Source organism: Micromonospora sp. WMMD735 (assembly GCF_049178995.1).
GTDB classification, from domain to species: domain Bacteria; phylum Actinomycetota; class Actinomycetes; order Mycobacteriales; family Micromonosporaceae; genus Micromonospora; species Micromonospora wenchangensis.
In genome coordinates this window covers 5,633,064-5,653,081 of the sequence record NZ_JBMHMJ010000002.1, presented here as the reverse complement: position 1 = coordinate 5,653,081, position 20,018 = coordinate 5,633,064, and the positions used below count along the sequence as shown (strand labels likewise).

The following is a 20,018-nucleotide window of genomic DNA, read 5'->3' as shown; positions in this document are numbered from 1 at the left end:
CCCGTCGTCAGCCCGGCGAAGCCCCCCGCACCGGTACGGCAGCCGCCCGGCCCGCGCGCGCCGGCAGGACGACCCAGGCCAGCACGACACTCGCCACGAACACCACTAGAAGGTACGTACCGATTGTAGCCATGGCAGGGGCGGCAAATCCGGCGATCGCCGCCACCGCCAGCAGCACCGAACGGCCCTCCCAGCCCAGCGTCCAGGCGTGCAACGGCGGGGCCGCCTGCCGCTTCTCCAACCGGGCGGTCAGGTCGTAGTGGTGCACGGTCAGCACGAAGACGTACCCGAAGACCAGCCACGCCGGCACCCCGCCGACCACCCCGACCACGGCGGCGAACAGGTACTCGCCGGCCCGCAGCGCCGCCGGCACCAGCCAGTCCAGCGGCCCGTTGTGCGCCGCGCCCGCGCCCAGGCCGGCGACCAGCAGCACCACCAGCGCCACCGGCAGCCACCAGCGCAGGCCGCCCGGATCGCCGTCACCGGCCGCCCGGAACAACCCCACCACCAGCAGCACCGCCGGCCCGAGCGCCCCGAGCACCGCCAGGGTCAACGGGCCCATCGGCCGGACCACCGGCAGCCGGGCCGCCAGCGGACCATCGTCGCGGTGCAGCGTCGCGTCGACGGTGTCCAGCACCGGCACCCACATCCAGCGCGCCCGCAGGGTCCGCAACGCGCCCGTGTAGCCGAAGGCCAGCACCCCCCACACCAGCACCGAGACCAGGCTGACCAGCGGCCCGAACAGCGCGGCGGTGACCGCGATCAGCGCCCACCGCTCGCCGATCGGGAAGACCACCGTCCGCTTCAGCCAGTACGACACCGAGCCGGTGTCCGCCTGCACCCGGGTCGAGGCGGCGTTCAGCTTCCCGCCGATCCCCCCGGCGGCCGGGCCGGCCGGGCGCGGACGCCGGGCCGCCTCGTCGTGCAGCACCCCGTACCAGGCGTCGGTCATGTGCCTGACGGTCTGCAAGGTCATCGCGGCGATGGCCAGCGCCCAGCCGTAGCGGAACCCGGCGTGCGTCGCGCCGTAGCCCAGCCCGGCGTAGACCAGGTACTCCTTGGCCCGGTCGGCCATCGTGTCCAGCCAGCCGCCCCAGGCGCTGAAGTGCCGGGTGTAGCGGGCCAACTGCCCGTCCACGCAGTCCAGCACGAAGCCCAGGTAGAGCAGGACCGCGCCGGCCACCAGGGCGGGCCGCCCGCCGGCACCGAAGAGCACCGCCGCGACCACCGCGAACAGCACCGAGATCATGGTGACCCCGGTCGGCGTCAGGCCCAGCCGGGCACACGCCTTCGTCACGTACGGCGACCAGGTGCTGACGAAGTAGGTGGTGAAGAAGTCGTCCCGTTCCTTCACCGACAGCCGCAGCTGCGCCCGGTCCTCGTCCACCCCGGCCAGGGCCGTCTCGGCGGCGGCCAGCCCGGCCGGGTCGGCGACCCGGTGCGCCACGAGCAGGCGTACCCGGTGGGCGAAGGTCAGGGTGCCGAGGTCGGCCAGCGCGGCGAACAGCCGGTCCACGGCGGCACCTGACGCCGGGGCGACGGCCGCCGAGCGGGCGGCGGCGGCCAGCGCCGGCAGGTCGTCCGCGCCGACCCGCACCGCGCCGCCGAAGACGCCGGTGGCGTCGGGCAGCTCCGGGCCGGCGTCGACCACCTGCCCGCGCTCCTCGCGCACCTGCGTCGCGCCGGCGGCCGGCGGGTCGGTGAGCACCAGGGCCACCGTCGGGCCGACCGGGCTGGTGGCCAGGTGCCGCAGTACGGCGGTGTGTGCGACCAGGTCGCCCCCGGTGACCAGGACCGGGCCGGTGAGGGTGTCCACCAGGGCGGCGAGCGCCTGCAGGTCGGTGACGGTGTGCACCCGGTCCGCCCCGGCCCGGTGCAACTGCCCGGCGAGCCGGTCGGCCAGCGGTTCGCCCGTGCCGGTGGGCAGGCCCGCGGCCGGCGCACCGGCGGCGAGCACGATCGCCACGGTCATCGCGGCACCGCGGCGTGGTACGCGTCGAGCGCCTCGGCGACCGTCCCGTCCACGGTCAGCCGCCCGCCGTCGAGGTAGAGCCCCCGACGGCAGAACCGGGTCAGGTCCTTCTCGTTGTGTGACACCAGCACCAAGGTGCGCCCCTCCGCGAGCAGTCGGTCGATCGTCGAGTAACACTTCTGGCGGAACTCCGCGTCGCCCACCGCGGTCACCTCGTCCATCAGCAGGATCGGGTGCGGCAGGTGCGAGATGATCGCGAACCCGAGCCGCACCTTCATCCCCGACGAGTAGTGCCGCACCGAGGTGTCGATGGCCCGTTCCACCTGCTCACCGGCGAACCCGACGATGTCGTCGAAGTGCCGCCGCAGGTAGCCCGTGGAGAGCCCGTGCAGCCCGCCGACCAGGTAGAGGTTCTCCCGGCCGGTCAGGTCGTTGGAGAAGCCGGCGGAGAGTTCCAGCAGCGGCGCGACGTCACCGGAGACGGTGATCCGCCCCTCGTCGGGGATCAGCACCCCGGCGATCAGCCGCAGCAGGGTGCTCTTGCCGGTGCCGTTGCGCCCGATCACGCCGAGCGTGTCGCCCGGCGCGACGGTGAACGAGACGTCCCGCAGCGGCCAGAACTGGTCGGTGGCGGCCCGCCCGCCCCGGTGGATGAACAGTTCCCGCAGCCGGAGCTGCCGACGCCGGTTGCGGACGAACCGGATGCCGAGCCCCTGCGCCTCGATGATCGGCGGCACCTACAGTTCCTTCAGCACGGCCGGTTCGAGCCGGCGGAACGCCCACCAGCCGGCCGCCAGCACCAGCAGGCTCCCGGCGATCGTGGTGGTCAGCAGCCGGGCGTCGGGGAACTCGTCCGGGTACCAGATGGCGTGCTGGAGCTGGAAGATGCCGACCAGCGGGTTCAGCTCGTACGCCACCTTGATCCAGCCCGGCATGCCCGACTCCCGGACCAGGCTCAACGGGTAGATGATCGGGGTGGCGTAGAACAGCACCCGGATGACCAGCCGCATGAACCGTTCCACGTCGCGCATCAGCACGTTCACCGCGGACAGCAGCAGGGCCAGCCCGATCAGCAGGGTGCCCTGCACGGCGACGGCCAGCGGCAGGCTCAGCAGCGACCAGCCCAGCCCGATCCGGCCGTTGGCGGCGTAGACGGCGGCGACGGCCAGCAGGATCGGCAGGCCGGCGACGTACTCGGCGAACCGGCCGGTGACCCGGCCGATCGGGAAGACCTGCCGGGGCACGTTCATGGTGGTGATCAGGCGGGACTGCCCGGTCAGCGCGTTGGTCGCCTCGCTCAGCGCCGAACTCGTCCACATCCAGGCGAAGATGCCGGTGATCAGGAACAGCGGGTACGACCCGGCGGCCTCGCCGAGGTGCCTGTTGGTCGGCCCGGAGTAGAGCACCCCGAAGACGAAGAAGTAGATCGCGCCCATCCCCAGCGGCTCGATCAGCGACCAGAGGTAACCGAGCACGGACTGCTGGTACTTCACCGCGAGATCGCGTCTGACCAGGATGCGCAGTGAGTTGCGGTGCGACCACAACGCCGTGACGCCTGCGGTCACCGTCGCCTCCCGCCTGACAACAACGGACGACAGGTTAGCAGTCGGTGAACGAACGCCCCTCAGCACTCGATCACGTTGACGGCCAGGCCGCCGCGTGCCGTCTCCTTGTACTTGACCTTCATGTCCGCCCCGGTCTCGCGCATGGTCTTGATGACCTTGTCGAGCGAGACGTGGTGCACCCCGTCGCCGCGCAGCGCGAGCCGGGCCGCCGTGATCGCCTTGATGCTAGCCACCGCGTTGCGCTCGATGCAGGGGATCTGCACCAGCCCCCCGACCGGGTCGCAGGTCAACCCGAGGTTGTGCTCCATGCCGATCTCGGCGGCGTTCTCCACCTGCTCGGGGGTGCCGCCGAGGGCCTCGGCCAGCCCGGCGGCGGCCATCGAGCACGCCGACCCGACCTCGCCCTGGCAGCCCACCTCGGCCCCGGAGATCGAGGCGTTCTCCTTGAACAGCACCCCGATCGCCCCGGCGGCCAGCAGGAACCGCACCACCCCCTCGTCGGAGGCGTCCGGCACGAACCGGGTGTAGTAGTGCAGCACCGCCGGGATGATCCCGGCCGCGCCGTTCGTCGGGGCGGTCACCACCCGGCCTCCGGCGGCGTTCTCCTCGTTGACCGCGAGCGCGAACAGGGTCACCCAGTCCATCGCGCGCAGCGGGTCCGTCGAGCCGGCGTCGGCCTCCAGGCTGCGGCGCAGCTCGGCGGCGCGCCGCCGGACCCGCAACCCACCCGGCAGTACGCCGTCGCGGGTGCCGCCCCGGGCCACGCACTCCCGCATCACCCGCCAGATGTCCAGCAGCCCGGCCCGCACGTCCGGCTCGCTGCGCCAGGACAGCTCGTTGGCGAGCATCACCCCGCTGATCGACAGGCCGGTGCCGGTGGTGACGTCGAGCAGTTCGGCACCGGTCGAGAAGGGGTGCGGCACGGCGGTGGTGTCCACCGTGATCCGGTCCGCCCCGGCCGCCGCCTCGTCGACCACGAACCCGCCACCGACCGAGTAGTAGGTCCGTTCGCGGACCTGCGCCCCCGCCGCGTCCCAGGCCGAGAAGACCATCCCGTTCGGGTGGTACGGCAGCGACCGGCGGCGGTGCAGCACCATGTCCCGGTCCGGCTCGAAGTCGATCTCCTGGGTGCCGAGCAGGGCGAGCCGGCCCCGGGCGCGGATCTCGGCGACCCGGGGGCCGACGCTGTCGGTGTCCACCGTCTCCGGGCTCTCGCCGGCCAGGCCGAGCAGCACGGCCCGGTCGCTGCCGTGGCCGTGGCCGGTGGCGCCCAGCGAGCCGAACAGCTCGGCCCGGACCCGGGTGACGGTGTGCAGCAGCCCGTCGGCCTTCAGCCCGGTGACGAAGGTGCGCCCGGCCCGCATCGGGCCCACCGTGTGGGAGCTGGACGGGCCGATGCCGACACTGAAGAGGTCGAAGACACTGATCATCGCTGCGCTTCCTCGCCGTCGCCCGGGTGGTGCCGGGTCGGGCCGGGTCCGTGGCCGCCGGGGTCGCCGGTGACCTGCTGATCCCGCCCGGGATGGGGGCGGTGTCGACCGGCGAGCCTACCCGCCCGGCCCACCGCACCCCGTCGTCGCCGCGGGTAGGCGTCGGCCGGGGTCGACTCGGGTAACCACCTACGGGTACGGGGTCACCGGATCACCCTCGGGACGGAGGGCACGGTGGCCGCCCCTTCCTACCGTGGAATGCAGCGCGGCGGATCGCCGCAGAGTGGAGTTAGACGATGAGTCGCAAACTGGTCCGGCCCCGCGAGGGGCGCATGCTCGCCGGTGTCTGTGCCGGCCTGGCCCGCCGGTTCAACACCTCGGCCACCCTGGTCCGGCTGCTGTTCCTGCTGTCGCTGCTGCTGCCGGGCACGCAGGTGATCGTCTACCTGGTGCTGTGGATCCTGATGCCCAACGAGGACCGCTACGCCACCACCACCTACTGACCGCCCCAGGCCCCACCCGCCCGGGCCCCGCCCGGGTTGCGCCCGGTGATCAAGAGGTTCGCGTCAACTTAAAGATCGACAATGACGCCAACCTCTTGATCACCAAGACCGCCGTCGGACCCCCGGCAGCGCCCACCGCCACGCGGCACCGGGGCCGCGTGGCGGTGGCGCTTCTGGTCAGGGGGCCGTGTAGGTGATGGTGATCTTTTCGTAGCCGAGCGAGCGGAGCAGGCCCTCCAGCATCTTGCGGGTGTTCTCCTCGGCGCGCTTGGCCAGGCCGCTGTCCCGGGCCGCCGTGGTGATCCGCTCCTCGGCCATCCGGTAGACCTGCTGCTGCCGGTTGGGGTCGCCCTTGACCAGGTCACCGATCCGGTTGAACAGGCCGCGCTCCTCGGCGAAGACGTAGCTCTTGTCCATGTCGAGGTTGGTCTCGCCGAGCTGCGGCGCGGGCAGCTTGATCTCGACGGACTTGCCGTCGGCGGACGGCACCACCGCCCCCTCGCCGATCTTGCCGAAGTCGACGTACGCCTCGACGCTGCCCGCCCCGACGAACAGCGTCCGCTGGTTGAGCAGGAACTCCGGCACGTTGTTGCGGTCGTTCTGGAGGTCGACCACGACCTGGAAGTTGCCCTCGGCCGCCACGTAACGGCTCAGATCCTGGATCGACTTGAGCAGCGGCGGCTGGCTGCGGTCGGTCTGTTCCTTGGCGAACGGGTTGCGGAAGTCCGGGAAGATCCCGGTCACCTGCGTGCCGAGCAGCACCACCACGACCAACGCCGCCGCGCCGAGCACCCAGAGCAGCCCCCGGGCCGGACCGCCGCCCGAGCGGGGCGGGTCGGTCGGTGGGGTGTCGGGGTCGACCGGGTCGCCCGACCGGGTACGCAGTGTGTCGGCGGTCGGGTAGCCGGGGAACTCACTCTGGGGGGTTTCACCGTCGCGGGCCATCGCCCTCACCGTCCTCGTCAGACACGTGCCTCTGTCGATGACGGTACGGCCACCGTACGACGGGCGCGCGGCGAGCGACCCGAACGGGTGACGGGCGGTGGTCAGCCGAAGGCGGACAACCCGGTGAGCCGCTGCCCGACGACCAGTTGGTGGATCTCGGAGGTGCCCTCGTAGGTGAGCACGCTCTCCAGGTTGTTGGCGTGCCGCATCACCGGGTATTCGCCGGAGACCCCGTTCGCGCCGAGGATCGTCCGGCACTGCCTGGCGATCGCCAGCGCCTCCCGCACGTTGTTCAGCTTGCCCACGCTGACCTGGTCCGGGCGTAGCGTGCCCGCGTCGGCCAGTCGGCCCAGGTGCAGGGCGAGCAGCAGGCCCTTGTTCCACTCCACCGCCATGTCGGCGAGCTTGGCCTGGGTGAGCTGGAAGCCGGCCAGCGGCCGGCCGAACTGGGTCCGGGTGCCGGCGTAGGACAGCGCCGTCTCCAGGCAGTCCCGGGCCGCGCCGAGAGCGCCCCAGACGATGCCCTGCCGGGCCTCGGTCAGGCAGCTCAGCGGCGCCTTGAGCCCGACCGCGCCGGGCAGCAGGGCGTCCGCCGGCAGCCGCACCCCGTCGAGGGCGATCTCGCCGGTCACCGAGGCCCGCAGCGACATCTTGCGACGGATCTCGCGCGCCGTCACCCCGGGGGTGTCCATCGGTACGAGGAAACCCCGTACCCCCTCGTCGGTCCGTGCCCAGATCACCCCGACGTCGGCGATCGGCGCATTGGTGATCCACATCTTCGCGCCGTCGAGGACCCAGTCGTCGCCGTCGCGGCGGGCCCGGGTGGTCATCGAGGCCGGGTCGGAGCCGTGGTCGGGCTCGGTCAGCCCGAAACAGCCGATCGCCTCACCGGCGGCCATCGCGGGCAGCCAGCGTTGCTTGTGCTCCTCGTCGCCGAAGCGCCGGACGGCGTACATGGCCAGCGAACCCTGCACCGACACCAGGGAACGTACGCCGGAGTCGCCGGCCTCCAACTCCAGGCAGGCCAGGCCGTACGCGACCATCGAGGCGCCGGCGCAGCCGTACCCGGTCAGGTGCATGCCGAGCAGGCCGAGGCGGCCGAACTCGCGGGCCAGCTCCCGGGCCGGGACGTCGCCGTCCTCGTACCAGCCGGCGACGTGCGGGCGGACCCGGTCGTCGACGAGCCGGCGGACGACGGCCCGGATCTGACGCTCCTCCTCGCTCAGCGAGGCGTCCACGTCCAGCAGGTCAAGCGGGGTGCCCATGGCCGCCACCTTAACGACTGCTCAGGCGGACGTCACTCGGGCTGGCCGTTGTAGACCAGCACCCGGGCGTGGATCTGGTTGCGCTGCTGCAAGGCCGCGCGCAACGCCCGGTGCAGGCCGTCCTCCAGATAGAGGCCACCGTTCCACTGCACCACGTGCGGGAACAGGTCGCCGTAGAACGTGGAGTCCTCGGCGAGGAGCTTGTCCAGCGCCAGCTCGCGCTTGGTGGTGATGAGCTGATCCAGCCGCAACGGGCGGGGCGGGATCTCCGACCACTGCTTCAGCGTCAGGTTGTGCTCCGGATAGGGACGCCCGTCCCGGACCGCCTTGAAGATCACGGCACGCTCCCCTCCCCGTGGTCGGGCCGACCCTCGGCGTGGTGCCGGGTCACGCCGAGCTGCCGCACCGTGCGGCACCGATCACGGTGCCAGCCTATCCGCCCCCGCCACACCACGTTCTGCTCCCTGTTGTCGGTTTCCCTCGCCCCGACACCCACCGCGCAGGGTACGAACCGGCATCAACTCCACCGGCCGCGCCGGACCACCTCGTCCACCGGCCGACGCCCCCGCCGCAACGACGGTGACCGGTGATCGACCGCACGGTAACCTACCGTGATCGCACCGATCGGGTGGTACTCCCCCGGCACCCCGAACGCCTCCCGGTACGCCGCCAGCCGGTCCGGCGGGACGCCGAAGAAACACGCCCCCAACCCCTCGTCCACGGCGGTGAGCAGCATCAGCAGCGCGGCGAAGCCGGTGTCGACGTACCAGTAGGGCACCGGCCAGCGGTCCTCCGAGCGGTCCACCCAGCCCTTGTCCGGCTCGGCGTACCGCTCCAGGTAGGCCGAGCGGTTGGCGTGCGGTACCACGATCAGCGGGGCCCGGCGCATCCCGGCCAGCCACCGCTCCCGCCCACCACCGCCGGGCGTGGCCGCCGCCCAGAACCGGTCCCGGTCCGCCGGCTCCTCCAGCACCAGGAAACCCCAGCCCTGGGCGAAGCCGGCCGACGGCGCCCGGACCGCGTGGTCCAGCAGCCGCTGCACCACCTCCGGTGGGACCGGACGGTCCGGGTCGTAGTTGCGCACCATCCGGCGACGCCGGACCACCTCGCCGAACTCCACGCTCAGACCCCGGGCCGGATGCCCCAGGTGCCCCGCCAGGTCTCCCCCGGGGCCAGCGCGATCACGTCCCGACCGGAGCGGAACGCGTCCGGCGGGCAGGTCATCGGCTCCACCGCCACCGACCGGCGGTGCCGCTCGCCGGTCAACGCGTCCCCGGTGAAGACCTGCCACCAGCCGAACTGGTGGTCGGCCCACAGGCGCACCCCGTCCGCGTCGTCCGGGGCGGTCAGGGTCACCGACGAACCACCGTCGTCGTCCCGGATCACGTCCCCGAAGCAGAGGTCGAGCTGCGCGTCGCCGATCGGCCGGGCGGTGGTCCAGTCGTACTCGGTGCCGGCCACCGGGGTCGCCCCGATCGGCAGCAACCGGGCGTCGACCTGGAGCCGGCTGCGGGCAGGCAGGCGCATCGTCAGGTCGTCCACGGCCACCCCGGCCAGCCGCAGGTACGGGTGGACGGAGAAGCCGAACGGCGCGGCCTCGGCCCCGGTGTTGGTCACCTCGTGCTCGCCGCGCAGCCCGTCCGCGCCCACGCTCCACCGGCTCCGCAGCCGCAGCGACCACGGGTAGCCGGGAGTGGGCGGCAGGTCGTAGCCGAGGGTCACCGCGTCGGCCGACTCCTCGATCGGCTGCCAGCGCACCCAGTTGACCAGACCGTGCAGGGCGACCCCCCGGGTCGGCTCGGTCAGGTCGAGCTGCAACGACCGGCCACCGAAGGAGTACTGCCCGTCCCTGATCCGGTTCGGCCAGGGAGCCAGCACCTGCCCGGCGCTGCCGGGGGTGATCTCGTCCTCCGCGTACCCGTCGAGGTAGTCGACCCCGTTGCGCCGGTAGGCCCGAATCCCACCGCCGACCTCGACGATGACGGCCTCGTGGCCGTCGGCGGCGATCGTCCACTGTGTCCCCGAGGGCGGGCGGTGCGCAGCGTTGTCCATGCCGTGACCTTAGTCCGTGCCCCGGGCCGCCCGCCGGACCCGGCGCACCCGTCCCACCCGGCACGGGAGTTCAGCCACGGCCCGGTGCCGTCGTGCCCGCCCGGTAGCGCAGCAGGGCCGGGAAACCCACCACCAGCAGCACCGCCAGCCCGGCCGAGAGCAGCCCGCCGGCCACCCAGGCGACCGAGCCACCGAACCCGGCGGCCATCGCCCCGGCCCGCAGGTCGCCCAGCCGGGGCCCGCCGGCCACCACCACCGTGTTCACCCCCTGGAGCCGGCCGCGCATCCGGTCCGGCGCGTAGATCAGCAGCATCGACTGCCGCAGCACCGCGCTGACCAGGTCAGCCGCCCCGGCCACGGCGAGCAGCAGCACCACCAGCCAGAGCTGCCGGGCCAGCCCGGCCGCCGCGATGGCCAGCCCCCAGCCGACCACCGCCACCACGAGAGCGAGCCCCTGCCGCCGCAGCCGGCCGATCCAGCCGGAGGTCAGCCCGCCCAGCATCGCGCCGATCGCGATGGCGCTGTAGAGCCACCCGACCGCCGCCCCGCCGCCGAACCGCTCCTGCGCCACCTCGGGGAAGAGCGCCCGGGGCATGGCCAGGATCATCGCGATCAGGTCGATGGCGAACGACGAGAGCAGCACCGGCGTGGTGGCCAGGTAGCGGAACCCGTCGAGGATGCCCGCCAGGCCACCCCGGCGCGCCTCACCCTCGGCCGGTGGGGCCGGGGGCATCGCGGGCAGCCGTACCGTCGCCACCACCAGCCCGGTGAACAGCAGGGCGTCGGCCGCGTAGGCGACCGGCAGCCCGGCGTCGGTGCCGAACCCGGCGAAGACCAGGCCGGCGGCGAGCGGGCCGGCCACCGCCGCGGCGGTGAAGGTGGTGTAGTTCAGGGTGCTGCCCGCCGGGACCAGCTCGGGCGGAAGCAGCCGGGGCAGGATCGCCGACCGGGCCGGCGAGCTGATCGCGAACGCGATCGAGTGCACCGTCACCAGCGCCAGCAGCAGCACCGGGCTGCCGAGCCCGGACAGCGCGTGCCCGAGCAGGCCGAGCATCGACAGCCAGAGCAGCGCCGAGCCGGCCAGCAGCACCCGCCGCCGGTCCCGGGCGTCGGCCACCGCCCCGCCCCACAGCCCGAAGACCAGCAGCGGCAGGAACCCGGCCACCCCGAGCAGCCCGACCCAGAAGGAGTCCCGGGTCAGCGCGTACATCTCCACCGGAACGGCGACCGCGGTGAACTGGAACCCGAACATCGCCACCGTGTTGCCGAGCCACATCCGGCGGTACGCGGGGACCCGCAGTGGGCGCAGGTCGATGGCCAGCCGACGGGCCCGCCCCGGCCGGATCGGTGTGACGGCGGTCACGGGGCCAGCCGCTCGACGGTCCAGCCGTCCCCCTCGACCCGGCGGAACCGCAGCCGGTCGTGCAACCGGCCGGCCCGGCCCTGCCAGAACTCCACCGTCTCGGGGTGGACCCGGAACCCGCCCCAGTGCGGGGGCGCCGGGACCGGCGTTCCGGCCGGGAACCGCTCGGCCACCTCCCGGTACGCCTCCTCGAGCGCGGCCCGGTCCGGCACCACCGCCGACTGGGTGCTCGCCCAGGCCCCGAGCTGGGAGCCGCGCGGCCGGGACGCGAAGTACGCCTCGGTCTCACCCCGCCCGACCTGCGCCACCCGGCCGGTCACCACCACCTGCCGCTGCATCGGGAACCAGGGGAAGACCAGGCTGGCCCACGGGTTGTCGGCCAGTTCGGTGCCCTTGCGCGAGCCGTGGTTGGTGAAGAAGACGAACCCCTGCGGGTCGTACTCCTTGAGCAGCACGGTCCGGCCGCTGGGCCGACCGGTGGCGTCGGCGGTGCCGAGGACCATCGCGTTCGGCTCGGGCAGGCCGGCGGCGACCGCGTCGGCGAGCCAGCGGCCGAACTGGGTGGGCCAGTCGGCGGCCAGGTCGGTCTCGGAAAGCCCCAGGTCGGCGGCGTACTCGTGCCGCATGGCCGCCAGGGCGGGTGTGTCGCCCGTCACGTCGTCCTCCTCACGCCGGCCGTCCGCGTCCCGACGACGCTGGTCAGCCCACCGACCAGTCTCACGGAGCGCACCCCGGCGTCCAGCGGCGGGGATGTCGCGTGCAGCACAGTCGCAGCGGGTCGCGCGCTTGGTTACTCACCAGGCAAGATGGCGAGAACACATCACTGAGGGTCGCCTTAGGTACCGGGCCGGACCGAGCCCGTGGCGGGCGCACCGAGCCAGAAGCCAGGAGACGACATGGCCGACTTCAAACCGGGCCTCGAAGGCGTCGTGGCCTTCGAGACCGAGATCGCCGAACCGGACCGCGAGGGCGGCGCGCTGCGCTACCGGGGCGTGGACATCGAGGATCTGATCGGCCAGGTCTCCTTCGGCAACGTCTGGGCCCTGCTGGTCGACGGGCGTTTCGGCCCCGGCCTGCCGCCCGCCGAGCCGTTCCCGGTGCCGGTGCACTCCGGTGACATCCGCGTCGACGTGCAGTCCGCGGTCGCGATGCTCGCCCCGTACTGGGGGCTCAGTCAACTGCTCGACATCTCCGACGCCCAGGCCCGCGCCGACCTGGCCCGGGTCTCGGTCACCGCGCTGTCCTTCGTCGCCCAGTCCGCCCGCGGGCTGGGTCTGCCGGCGGTGCCGCAGAAGGAGATCGACAAGGCGGAGACCATCGTCGAGCGGTTCATGAAGCGCTGGCGCGGCGAGCCCGACCCCCGGCACGTCAAGGCCGTCGACGCGTACTTCATCTCGGCCGCCGAGCACGGCCTGAACGCCTCCACCTTCACCGCCCGGATCGTCGCCTCCACCGGGGCCGACGCGGCGGCCTGCATCTCGTCGGGCATCGGCGCGCTCTCCGGGCCGCTGCACGGCGGCGCGCCGTCGCGGGTGCTCACCATGCTGGAGGCCGTCGAGCGCAGCGGCGACGCCGAGGGGTACGTCAAGGGCGTCCTCGACCGGGGCGAGCGGCTGATGGGCTTCGGCCACCGCGTCTACCGGGCCGAGGACCCGCGCGCCCGGGTGCTCCGGCGTACCGCCCGGGAGCTGGGCGCACCGCGCTTCGAGGTCGCCGAGGCGCTGGAGAAGGCCGCCCTGGCCGAGCTCCAGGCCCGTCGCCCGGACCGGGTCCTCGCCACCAACGTCGAGTTCTGGTCGGCCGTGGTGCTCGACTTCGCCGAGGTGCCGGCGCACATGTTCACCTCGATGTTCACCTGCGCCCGGATGGGCGGCTGGTCGGCGCACATCCTGGAGCAGAAGAAGCTCCAGCGGCTCGTCCGCCCGTCGGCCCGCTACGTCGGGCCCGGCACCCGCAAGCCGCAGCAGGTCGAGGGCTGGGACGCCATCCCGCACGGCGTCTGAGCACACCTGCCGCAGGGGGCGTCGACCGGCCGGTCGACGCCCCCTGCGCGTGGCCGGCCACCCGCCCCCGGTGTGTCCGACGCCTCAGCCCCGGGCCTGGGACCAGCCGGCATCCGGGCCGCCACGGGTGCGAGGATGAAGGCCGGCAGTGTCGCCGGACCAGGCCCGGACCCGGCCACGACGTGCGCCAGCGCGCGTCCGCGGCGGCTCCGCGCCCGTTGAAGGGCCCGCCCTCGCCCATGCGGAAGGATCGAGAAAACCGTGGCTGACGCACCGACCATCCGGATTCCCGACGACATCAAGCCCGCCGACGGGCGGTTCGGCTGCGGGCCGTCCAAGGTCCGTCCGGCGGCGGTCTCCGCGCTCGCCGACGTGGCGACCAGCTTCCTGGGCACCTCGCACCGGCAGCAGACCGTCCGGGCCGAGGTCGCCCGGCTCCGCCGGGGCCTGGCCGAGTTCTTCTCCCTCCCCGAGGGCTACGAGGTGGTCCTCGGCAACGGCGGCACCACCGCCTTCTGGGAGGTCGCCACCTTCGGGTTGGTCCGTGACCGGGCCCAGTTCGCCAGCTTCGGCGAGTTCGGCGCGAAGTTCGCCAAGTCGGTCTCCGACGCGCCGTTCCTCGGTGAGCCGACCGTCCGCAAGTCCGAGCCGGGCAGCGCCCCGAGCCTGGTCGCCGAGGCCGGGGTGGACGTCTACGCCACCCCGCACAACGAGACCTCCACCGGTGTCGCGGTGCCGATCGGCCGGGTCGCCGACGCCGACCCGGGCTCGCTGCTGCTGGTCGACGCCACCTCCGGGGCCGGCGGTCTGGACGTCAACGTCGGCGAGACCGACGTCTACTACTTCGCCCCGCAGAAGTGCTTCGGCTCCGACGGCGGTCTCTGGCTGGCCCTGATGTCGCCGGCCGCCCTGGAGCGGGCCGCCGAGATCAAGGGCTCGGGCCGCTACATCCCGGCCTTCCTCGACCTGGTCACCGCGATCGACAACTCGCGGCTGGAGCAGACGTACAACACCCCGGCGCTGGCGACCATCTTCCTGGCCGCCGAGCAGACCGACTGGATGAACTCGCAGGGCGGCCTGAGCTGGGCGGCCAAGCGCACCGCCGAGAGCGCCGGGATCGTCTACGGCTGGGCCGAGCGGTCCGCGTTCGCCACCCCGTTCGTCACCGACCCGACGCTGCGCTCCAACGTGGTCGCCACCGTCGACTTCGCCGACGGGGTGGACGCCGCCGCGATCGCCAAGGTGCTGCGGGCCAACGGGATCGTCGACACCGAGCCGTACCGCAAGCTCGGCCGCAACCAGCTGCGGGTCGCGCTCTTCCCGGCGGTGGAACCGTCCGACGTGGAGGCCCTCACCGCCGCCATCGACTACGTGGTCGAGCGGCTCTGATCACATCCGTCACGGTGGGTGGTCGCAGCGGCTGCTGCGGCCACCCACTGTGATCATTGCCGCAGCTCAGTCGCGACATGCGGATTCACCTCCCCCACCTGTGGGCAGATGGGCGTACGGTGGTGCGAGGACGCCCGGGTGGCCGGCTCGTGGCGTGACGGCCAGCGAAGCGGGACGGAGGCTACGCCATGCGCCCAGTACGCTTCGTCGCCCTCTCCGAGGACGGCCAGGCGCTGGTGCTCGCCGACGAGGTCGGGCGCCTGCTCGCCCTCCCCATCGACGAACGCATCGCGACCGTGCTGCACGCCGAGCCCGGCACGCCGCCGCTCGCCGTCGTCCCGGTCGGGGTCGATCCGACCCCGTCGTTGTCCCCCCGGGACATCCAGGCCCGCATCCGCTCCGGCGAGTCCGCCGAGGACGTCGCCCGGATCGCCGGCGTCCCCGTCGACCGGGTGCTGCGCTACGCCGGTCCGGTGCTCCAGGAGCGGGCCATGCTCGCCCAGCACGCCCGGCGCACCCGGCTCAAGGGCGCCGAGAAGGCCACCCCGCTGGCCGAGGTGGTCAACGGCCGGCTGGCCCAGCACGGCATCGACACCGAGAAGATCTCCTGGGACGCCTTCCGGCGCGACGACGGCACCTGGCGGATCATCGCGACCTGGCCGTCGGGCAAGGCCACCGCGCAGGCCGTCTGGGATCTCGACAAGCTCCGGCAGAACGTCACCCCGCACGACGACATGGCGCAGTACCTCTGCGCCGAGCGTCCCACCCCGATCCTCGGCCAGGAGCCGGCACCGGAGCGGGGCGGCCACGCGCTGCCCGGCCCGTCGCGCGGTGAGCCGAGCCGGGGCGGGCACGGCCTGCCGGCCGCCAACGAGCAGGCCCGACCGGGCCGGGACCCGATCCGGGCCGGCCGGGACGCGCTGCTCGCCTCGCTGGACCGTCCGCTCGGCGGCACCTCGGGGCGGGGTCTCGACCCACGCTCCCCGGCCGCGCTGGCCGGGGCCGACGCCCCCCGTCAGCGGGCCGTCGGCGGCGGCGCCGCCGCGCTGCTCGGCGGTGGGCAGGGTTCCGCCTTCGACGACGACTCGGACGCGCCGAAGGAGGTCCCGGCCGTGCCGTCGCTGGCGGTGCTCCGGCCGCGCCGCACCGGCGCGGCGGCTGCCGCCGGCGGCGAGTCGACGGACGCCTCGGGCAAGCCGCGTAAGCGCCTGCCGAGCTGGGACGACGTCCTGTTCGGCAGTGGCCCGGCGGCCCGCGAGTCCTCCTGATCCGGGGCTCCACCCCGGCGGTGTTCCGCCGCGCGTGCCAGGGTGGGGTCATGGAGTACACGAATCTGGGACGCACCGGTCTGTCGGTGAGCCGGCTCTGCCTCGGCACGATGAACTTCGGGCCGCAGACGTCCGAGCCGGACAGCTTCGCCATCATGGACCGGGCGCTCGAACACGGCATCAACTTCTTCGACACCGCCAACGTGTACGGCTGGCAGACCGGTGAGGGGATCACCGAGCAGATCATCGGCCGCTGGTTCGCCCAGGGCGGCAGCCGGCGGGACAAGGTCGTCCTGGCCACCAAGGTCTACGGCAAGATGGGCGAGTGGCCCAACGACCAGGGCCTGAGCGCCAGGCACATCGTCCGGGCCTGTGAGGACTCGCTGCGCCGGCTCCAGACCGACGTGATCGACCTCTACCAGATGCACCACGTCTCCCGGAGCACCCCGTGGGAGGAGATCTGGCAGGCGATGGAGACCCTGGTCGCACAGGGCAAGGTGATCTACGTCGGGTCGTCCAACTTCGCCGGTTGGCACATCGCCCAGGCACAGACCGCCGCCGGGAAGCGCAACTTCCTCGGTCTGGTCGCCGAGCAGTCCATCTACAACCTGCTCACCCGGCACGTCGAGCTGGAGGTGATCCCCGCCGCGCAGCACTACGGGCTGGGGGTCATCCCGTGGTCGCCGCTGCACGGCGGGCTGCTGTCCGGGGTGCTGCGCAAGATGGCCGAGGGCGGGGCCGCGCGGGGCACCGCCGGTCGCGCCGCCGACGGGCTCGCCGCACACCGGCCGGCCATCGAGGCGTACGAGAAGTTCTGCGCGGAGCGGGGTCAGGACCCGGCGGACGTGGCGCTGGCCTGGCTGCTCTCCCGGCCCGGGGTGACCGCCCCGATCATCGGCCCGCGTACCGTGACGCAGCTCGACAACACCCTGGGGGCGCTCTCGGTGGAGATCGACGAGGCGACGGAGCAGCGGCTCGACGAACTGTTCCCGCCGGTCGGCAACGGCGGCCCCGGTCCGGAGGCCTGGGCCTGGTGACCCACCCGCCGGGGTGATCAACTCAACGGGGGCGATGTGGCGGTGTCCGAACGCTCGGACACCGCTGTGTCGCCCCCGTTGCGCCGGGGCAGCGCGTCGGGGCGGGGCAGCCCGTCGGGGCGGGGCAGCGCGTCGGGGCGGGCAGGCGGGCGCGGTGCCAGGGGCCAGGTGGCCAGGGGGGTGTGGTGCGGGCCGGGGCGGCTGTGGACCAGCACCAGGTCGGTGGCCGGCCACGACGGGCCGAGGTGGGCGTCGAGGGCGAGCCGGTCGGCCTCCACCTCGGACGGGGTGAGCCGGTCCCCGGGACGGGCCACCGTCAGGTGCGGGCGGAACGGCTTCCCGTCGTACGGCAGGCCGGCCCGGTCCAGCTCTGCGCGGATCAGCCGGGCCAGGGTACGCAGCGCCGGCACCTCCCCCGACACGTCCACCCAGAGCACGGTGGAGCGGCCCTTGCCGAAGCAGCCCCCGCCACCCAGCCGCAGCCGGGGCGGGTGCGTCCAGCCGGCACGGGCGGTCCCGGCCGCCGCAGCGAGGGCACCCTGGACCTCGGCGAGTCGACCGGGTGCCACCTCGCCGAGGAAGGCCAGCGTGACGTGCAGGTGCGCCGGCTGTGCCAGGCGTACGTCGAGGCCGGCGGCGGTGGCCGCGCCCACCCGCAGCCGGGCCGTCCGGGCGGTGAGGTCGGCGACGGCGGACGGCGGCGGGTAGACCGCGACGAAGAGTCTCACGCCCGCCGGTCACGGGGGCGGCGGTCGGCACGGGTGGCCGGCAGTCCCAGCCCCGCGTCGGCGAGCAGCCCCTCGACCCGGACCCGTTCGATCTCCCGGTCGACCCCGGTCAGCTCGGCCAGGTGCTCGGCGATCCCCAGTGCCCGGCAGGCGGCGCGCAGCCGGTCGTCGTACGCCTCGATGACCGAGCTGTGCCAGACCACCGAGCGGCCGCCCGCAGCGAGCCGGTGCCGGCCGAGGCGGTGCAGGTCGGCGGCGAGGAGTTCGAGGGGGCGGCGGTCGGACCGGTCCAGCTCGGTCAGGTCGACCTCGCCGGTGACCGGGTCGGTGGCGAGGGCCCGGTCGAGCCGGGCGATGGTGCGGCGTTCCCGGCGGCGTTCCCGCCACTCGGCCCAGCCGCAGGCCACCCGGTCGAGAATCTCGTCAAAACAGAAGACCAGGGCGAACGCCGCCGGCAGGCAGGCCACGGCGAGGATAGCCAGTACCAGCGTCAGTGCGCTCTCGCCTGCCACACCTCGACGCTAAGGCCCGCCGGGTCCGCGCGCCACCGCTTTGTTGCTATCTGAACGCTGTGCGTGTCTGTCGCCGGGACGCACGGCACCGCTCACCGCCCGCTGGGGGTGAGCAGCCCGGTGCGGGACACCACGTAGAAGCGGGGCATGGGCAGCACCCGGAAACGCAGCCGGGCCCCGGAGCGGCGGAGCTGCCAGGTGAGCGCGAGCAGGGCGGTGGCCAGGGAGATGAGCCCACCCATCCAGATGCTCGCCCCGGCGCCGAAGGTCTCGGCGACCCAGCCGATGATCGGCGCGCCGACCGGGTTGGTGCCCAGGAACACCAGCACCCACAGCGCCATCACCCGGCCCCGGAAGGCGGCGTCGGTGCCGAGCTGCACCCGCTGGTTGGCCGCCTGGGCGAAGAAGACCATGAAGAAGCCGGTCGGCAACAGCAGGGTCACCACCAGCCAGTACGCCGGGGCGAGGCCGACCAGGGTGCCGAAGACCGCGCAGCCGACGGCCGCGCCGAGCACCAGCCAGACCGAGGGACGGCTGCGCCGGCCGGTGCCGGCGAGCGCCCCGACCAGCGCGCCCACCGCCAGCGCGGTGCTGAACAGGCCGAACGAGGCGGCCCCGGTGTGGAAGACCGTCTTGGCCAGTGCGGCGAGGGTGAGCTGGAAGTTGAACAGCGACATCCCGATCACCGACATGACCACCATCGGCAGCAGCAGGTCGGGGCGGCTGCGGACGTAGCGCAGCCCGTCAATGATCTTGGCCGAGTCCCGTTCGCCGAGCGGTGGGAGTTCCTTGCGGTACAGCTCGGCCGGCCGCATCCGGACCACGTTGGCCAGCGGCGCGACGGAGCTGACGGCGGTGAACAGGAAGACCGGGCCGACGTCGAACGCGGCGATGGCCAGGCCGGCGACGGCGGGGCCGATGATCCGGGCCGAGTTGAACACCGCCGCGTTGAGCGAGAGCGCGTTGGGCAGCAGGGTGGTGCCGACGAGTTCGCTGACGAACGCCTGCCGGACCGGGGTCTCCACCGCGTTGGCGATGCCGAGCAGGGCGGCGAACGCGAAGACGTGCCACAGCTCGACCAGGCCGGTGAGCACCAGCAGGCTCATCCCCAGCGCCAGCACCGTCCAGAAGGCGTTGGCGACGAACAGCAGCATCCGCTTGTCGTACCGGTCGGCGAGCCGGCCGGAGAGCAGGGTGAGCAGCAGCACCGGGGTGAACTGGAGGGCGGTGACCACGCCGAGCGCGGTGGCGGAATTGTCCGAAAGCTCAAGGACGAGCCAGTCCTGGGCGATGAACATCATCCAGACGCCGATCAGTTTGACCAGCTGTCCGGTGGCGAAGAGTCGGTAGTTGCGGACTCGTAGGGACTGGAACATCGTGCTCAGCTTCGCCTGCACTCTTGGTGCGCCTCCTCGGGCCGGGTACGCGTCATCGACGGCGGACGGCGCGGACCCGGTGGGGCGTCAGGCGCGGGCGAGCTGCTGGAGTATCTCGGCGGCCCGCCGTAGCGTGTCGCGTTCGTCCTCCGTGAGCGCGGCCAGCCGGCTGGCCAGCCACTCGTCGCGGGCCCGCTCGAACTGGTCGAGCACGGCCCGACCTGACTCGGTGGCCGCCAGGATGACCTGCCGGCCGTCGGTCGGGTGGGGGGTGCGCTGCACCAGGCCGCGCTCCTCCAGCTTCGCGACGATCTTGGTCATCGTCGGTGGCTGGACCCGTTCGACGTCGGCCAGCTCCCGGGGCGTCAGCGCACCCGCCAGCCGGAGGCTGGTGAGCGCGGAGAGCTGGGTGACCGTCAGGTCGCCGACCGGGCGGGCCTGCCGGACCCGCCGGTTGAGTCGGGTGATCGCATCACGCAGCTGGGGTGCCAGCTGCGCCGGTGGCACGCGGTTCGCCGTCACCGTCCGCTCCGTCACAGTCGTTAGCCTAACTAATGAGCCTGGCTAATGACATGCCATATGACCATGCTCACGAGGGGGAATGCCGCCG

The 20,018-nt window shown here is 73.3% G+C and carries 19 protein-coding genes and 1 pseudogene; 5 read left to right on the top strand and 15 right to left on the bottom strand.

The annotated features are described in order from the left end of the window. Positions 1 to 7 precede the first annotated feature (7 nt). The 4 genes from ACN268_RS24680 to ACN268_RS24665 are packed head-to-tail and all read right to left on the bottom strand — an operon-like array spanning position 8 to position 4,967. Positions 8 to 1,972 (bottom strand): DUF5941 domain-containing protein, encoded by a 1,965-nt coding sequence (locus ACN268_RS24680; RefSeq protein ID WP_421485188.1) that lies wholly within the window; start codon positions 1,970 to 1,972, stop codon positions 8 to 10. Beyond that, a complete protein-coding gene (locus tag ACN268_RS24675) occupies positions 1,969 to 2,709 on the bottom strand; it encodes an ABC transporter ATP-binding protein (RefSeq protein WP_420116350.1) in 741 nt (246 codons plus the stop codon). Before ACN268_RS24675 ends, ACN268_RS24680 begins: the two co-directional genes overlap by 4 nt. Further along, a complete protein-coding gene (locus tag ACN268_RS24670; protein ID WP_421485187.1) occupies positions 2,710 to 3,537 on the bottom strand; it encodes an ABC transporter permease in 828 nt (275 codons plus the stop codon). A 59-nt stretch (positions 3,538 to 3,596) separates the two neighbouring features. Then, the gene (locus ACN268_RS24665; protein WP_421485186.1) at positions 3,597 to 4,967 is read right to left on the bottom strand and encodes an L-serine ammonia-lyase; all 1,371 of its coding nucleotides are present in this window, start codon (positions 4,965 to 4,967) and stop codon (positions 3,597 to 3,599) included. 296 nt (positions 4,968 to 5,263) lie between these two features. Between ACN268_RS24665 and ACN268_RS24660 the strand changes: the two genes are divergently transcribed. Next, positions 5,264 to 5,470: a PspC domain-containing protein gene (locus tag ACN268_RS24660; RefSeq protein WP_208565635.1), complete on the top strand. Its 207-nt coding sequence runs from the start codon at positions 5,264 to 5,266 to the stop codon at positions 5,468 to 5,470. A 177-nt stretch (positions 5,471 to 5,647) separates the two neighbouring features. Here ACN268_RS24660 and ACN268_RS24655 read toward each other — a convergent pair whose 3' ends face one another. From ACN268_RS24655 to pdxH, 7 genes are all read right to left on the bottom strand, one after another. Further along, positions 5,648 to 6,415, bottom strand: coding sequence for a DUF4230 domain-containing protein (locus ACN268_RS24655; RefSeq protein WP_421485185.1), 768 nt, complete (start codon positions 6,413 to 6,415; stop codon positions 5,648 to 5,650). Positions 6,416 to 6,516: 101 nt separating this feature from the next. Beyond that, on the bottom strand, positions 6,517 to 7,680 hold the full coding sequence (locus tag ACN268_RS24650) for an acyl-CoA dehydrogenase family protein (protein ID WP_421485184.1): 1,164 nt from the start codon (positions 7,678 to 7,680) through the stop codon (positions 6,517 to 6,519). A 32-nt stretch (positions 7,681 to 7,712) separates the two neighbouring features. Beyond that, positions 7,713 to 8,018, bottom strand: a complete 306-nt coding sequence (locus tag ACN268_RS24645; RefSeq protein ID WP_088643534.1) for a type II toxin-antitoxin system VapB family antitoxin — start codon at positions 8,016 to 8,018, stop codon at positions 7,713 to 7,715. 179 nt (positions 8,019 to 8,197) lie between these two features. Further along, the gene (locus ACN268_RS24640) at positions 8,198 to 8,800 is read right to left on the bottom strand and encodes a nitroreductase family protein (RefSeq protein ID WP_421485183.1); all 603 of its coding nucleotides are present in this window, start codon (positions 8,798 to 8,800) and stop codon (positions 8,198 to 8,200) included. Between the two features lie 2 nt (positions 8,801 to 8,802). Further along, positions 8,803 to 9,732, bottom strand: coding sequence for an aldose 1-epimerase family protein (locus ACN268_RS24635; RefSeq protein WP_421485182.1), 930 nt, complete (start codon positions 9,730 to 9,732; stop codon positions 8,803 to 8,805). 70 nt (positions 9,733 to 9,802) lie between these two features. Then, a complete protein-coding gene (locus ACN268_RS24630; protein ID WP_421485181.1) occupies positions 9,803 to 11,095 on the bottom strand; it encodes an MFS transporter in 1,293 nt (430 codons plus the stop codon). Beyond that, a complete protein-coding gene (gene pdxH, locus ACN268_RS24625) occupies positions 11,092 to 11,721 on the bottom strand; it encodes a pyridoxamine 5'-phosphate oxidase (protein ID WP_421486984.1) in 630 nt (209 codons plus the stop codon). Before pdxH ends, ACN268_RS24630 begins: the two co-directional genes overlap by 4 nt. Before the next feature lie 270 nt (positions 11,722 to 11,991). Here pdxH and ACN268_RS24620 point away from each other — a divergent pair, with 270 nt between their 5' ends. The 4 genes from ACN268_RS24620 (at position 11,992) to ACN268_RS24605 (ending at position 16,792) form a co-directional block, all read left to right on the top strand. After that, positions 11,992 to 13,098, top strand: a complete 1,107-nt coding sequence (locus tag ACN268_RS24620) for a citrate synthase 2 (RefSeq protein ID WP_145917623.1) — start codon at positions 11,992 to 11,994, stop codon at positions 13,096 to 13,098. A gap of 261 nt (positions 13,099 to 13,359) precedes the next feature. Next, a complete protein-coding gene (serC, locus tag ACN268_RS24615) occupies positions 13,360 to 14,487 on the top strand; it encodes a phosphoserine transaminase (RefSeq protein ID WP_357757427.1) in 1,128 nt (375 codons plus the stop codon). Between the two features lie 188 nt (positions 14,488 to 14,675). Then, the gene (sepH, locus tag ACN268_RS24610) at positions 14,676 to 15,755 is read left to right on the top strand and encodes a septation protein SepH (RefSeq protein ID WP_421485180.1); all 1,080 of its coding nucleotides are present in this window, start codon (positions 14,676 to 14,678) and stop codon (positions 15,753 to 15,755) included. A 50-nt stretch (positions 15,756 to 15,805) separates the two neighbouring features. Next, positions 15,806 to 16,792, top strand: a complete 987-nt coding sequence (locus ACN268_RS24605; RefSeq protein ID WP_421485179.1) for an aldo/keto reductase — start codon at positions 15,806 to 15,808, stop codon at positions 16,790 to 16,792. 158 nt (positions 16,793 to 16,950) lie between these two features. Here the strand turns inward: ACN268_RS24605 and thpR are convergent. The 4 genes and pseudogenes from thpR to ACN268_RS24585 all read right to left on the bottom strand — a co-directional run. Continuing rightward, positions 16,951 to 17,520: pseudogene (gene thpR / locus ACN268_RS24600) on the bottom strand (RNA 2',3'-cyclic phosphodiesterase); the annotation flags it as partial. Then, entirely contained in the window at positions 17,517 to 18,032 is a 516-nt protein-coding gene (locus tag ACN268_RS24595) for a hypothetical protein (RefSeq protein ID WP_421485178.1), read from the bottom strand. The gene ACN268_RS24595 and the pseudogene thpR, both read right to left, overlap by 4 nt. A gap of 92 nt (positions 18,033 to 18,124) precedes the next feature. After that, positions 18,125 to 19,429, bottom strand: coding sequence for an MFS transporter (locus tag ACN268_RS24590; RefSeq protein WP_088643523.1), 1,305 nt, complete (start codon positions 19,427 to 19,429; stop codon positions 18,125 to 18,127). A 66-nt stretch (positions 19,430 to 19,495) separates the two neighbouring features. Next, the gene (locus tag ACN268_RS24585) at positions 19,496 to 19,945 is read right to left on the bottom strand and encodes a MarR family winged helix-turn-helix transcriptional regulator (RefSeq protein WP_421485177.1); all 450 of its coding nucleotides are present in this window, start codon (positions 19,943 to 19,945) and stop codon (positions 19,496 to 19,498) included. Positions 19,946 to 20,018: the final 73 nt, after the last annotated feature.

What these genes read in the sequence shown, in the direction of transcription:
- ACN268_RS24680 (WP_421485188.1), bottom strand. Translation starts at nt 1,972, where the DNA reads ATGACCGTGGCGATCGTGCTCGCCGCCGGTGCGCCGGCCGCGGGCCTG.
- ACN268_RS24665 (WP_421485186.1), bottom strand. Translation starts at nt 4,967, where the DNA reads ATGATCAGTGTCTTCGACCTCTTCAGTGTCGGCATCGGCCCGTCCAGC.
- ACN268_RS24660 (WP_208565635.1), top strand. Translation starts at nt 5,264, where the DNA reads ATGAGTCGCAAACTGGTCCGGCCCCGCGAGGGGCGCATGCTCGCCGGT.
- ACN268_RS24655 (WP_421485185.1), bottom strand. Translation starts at nt 6,415, where the DNA reads ATGGCCCGCGACGGTGAAACCCCCCAGAGTGAGTTCCCCGGCTACCCG.
- ACN268_RS24650 (WP_421485184.1), bottom strand. Translation starts at nt 7,680, where the DNA reads ATGGGCACCCCGCTTGACCTGCTGGACGTGGACGCCTCGCTGAGCGAG.
- ACN268_RS24635 (WP_421485182.1), bottom strand. Translation starts at nt 9,732, where the DNA reads ATGGACAACGCTGCGCACCGCCCGCCCTCGGGGACACAGTGGACGATC.
- pdxH (WP_421486984.1), bottom strand. Translation starts at nt 11,721, where the DNA reads ATGCGGCACGAGTACGCCGCCGACCTGGGGCTTTCCGAGACCGACCTG.
- ACN268_RS24620 (WP_145917623.1), top strand. Translation starts at nt 11,992, where the DNA reads ATGGCCGACTTCAAACCGGGCCTCGAAGGCGTCGTGGCCTTCGAGACC.
- sepH (WP_421485180.1), top strand. Translation starts at nt 14,676, where the DNA reads ATGCGCCCAGTACGCTTCGTCGCCCTCTCCGAGGACGGCCAGGCGCTG.
- ACN268_RS24605 (WP_421485179.1), top strand. Translation starts at nt 15,806, where the DNA reads ATGGAGTACACGAATCTGGGACGCACCGGTCTGTCGGTGAGCCGGCTC.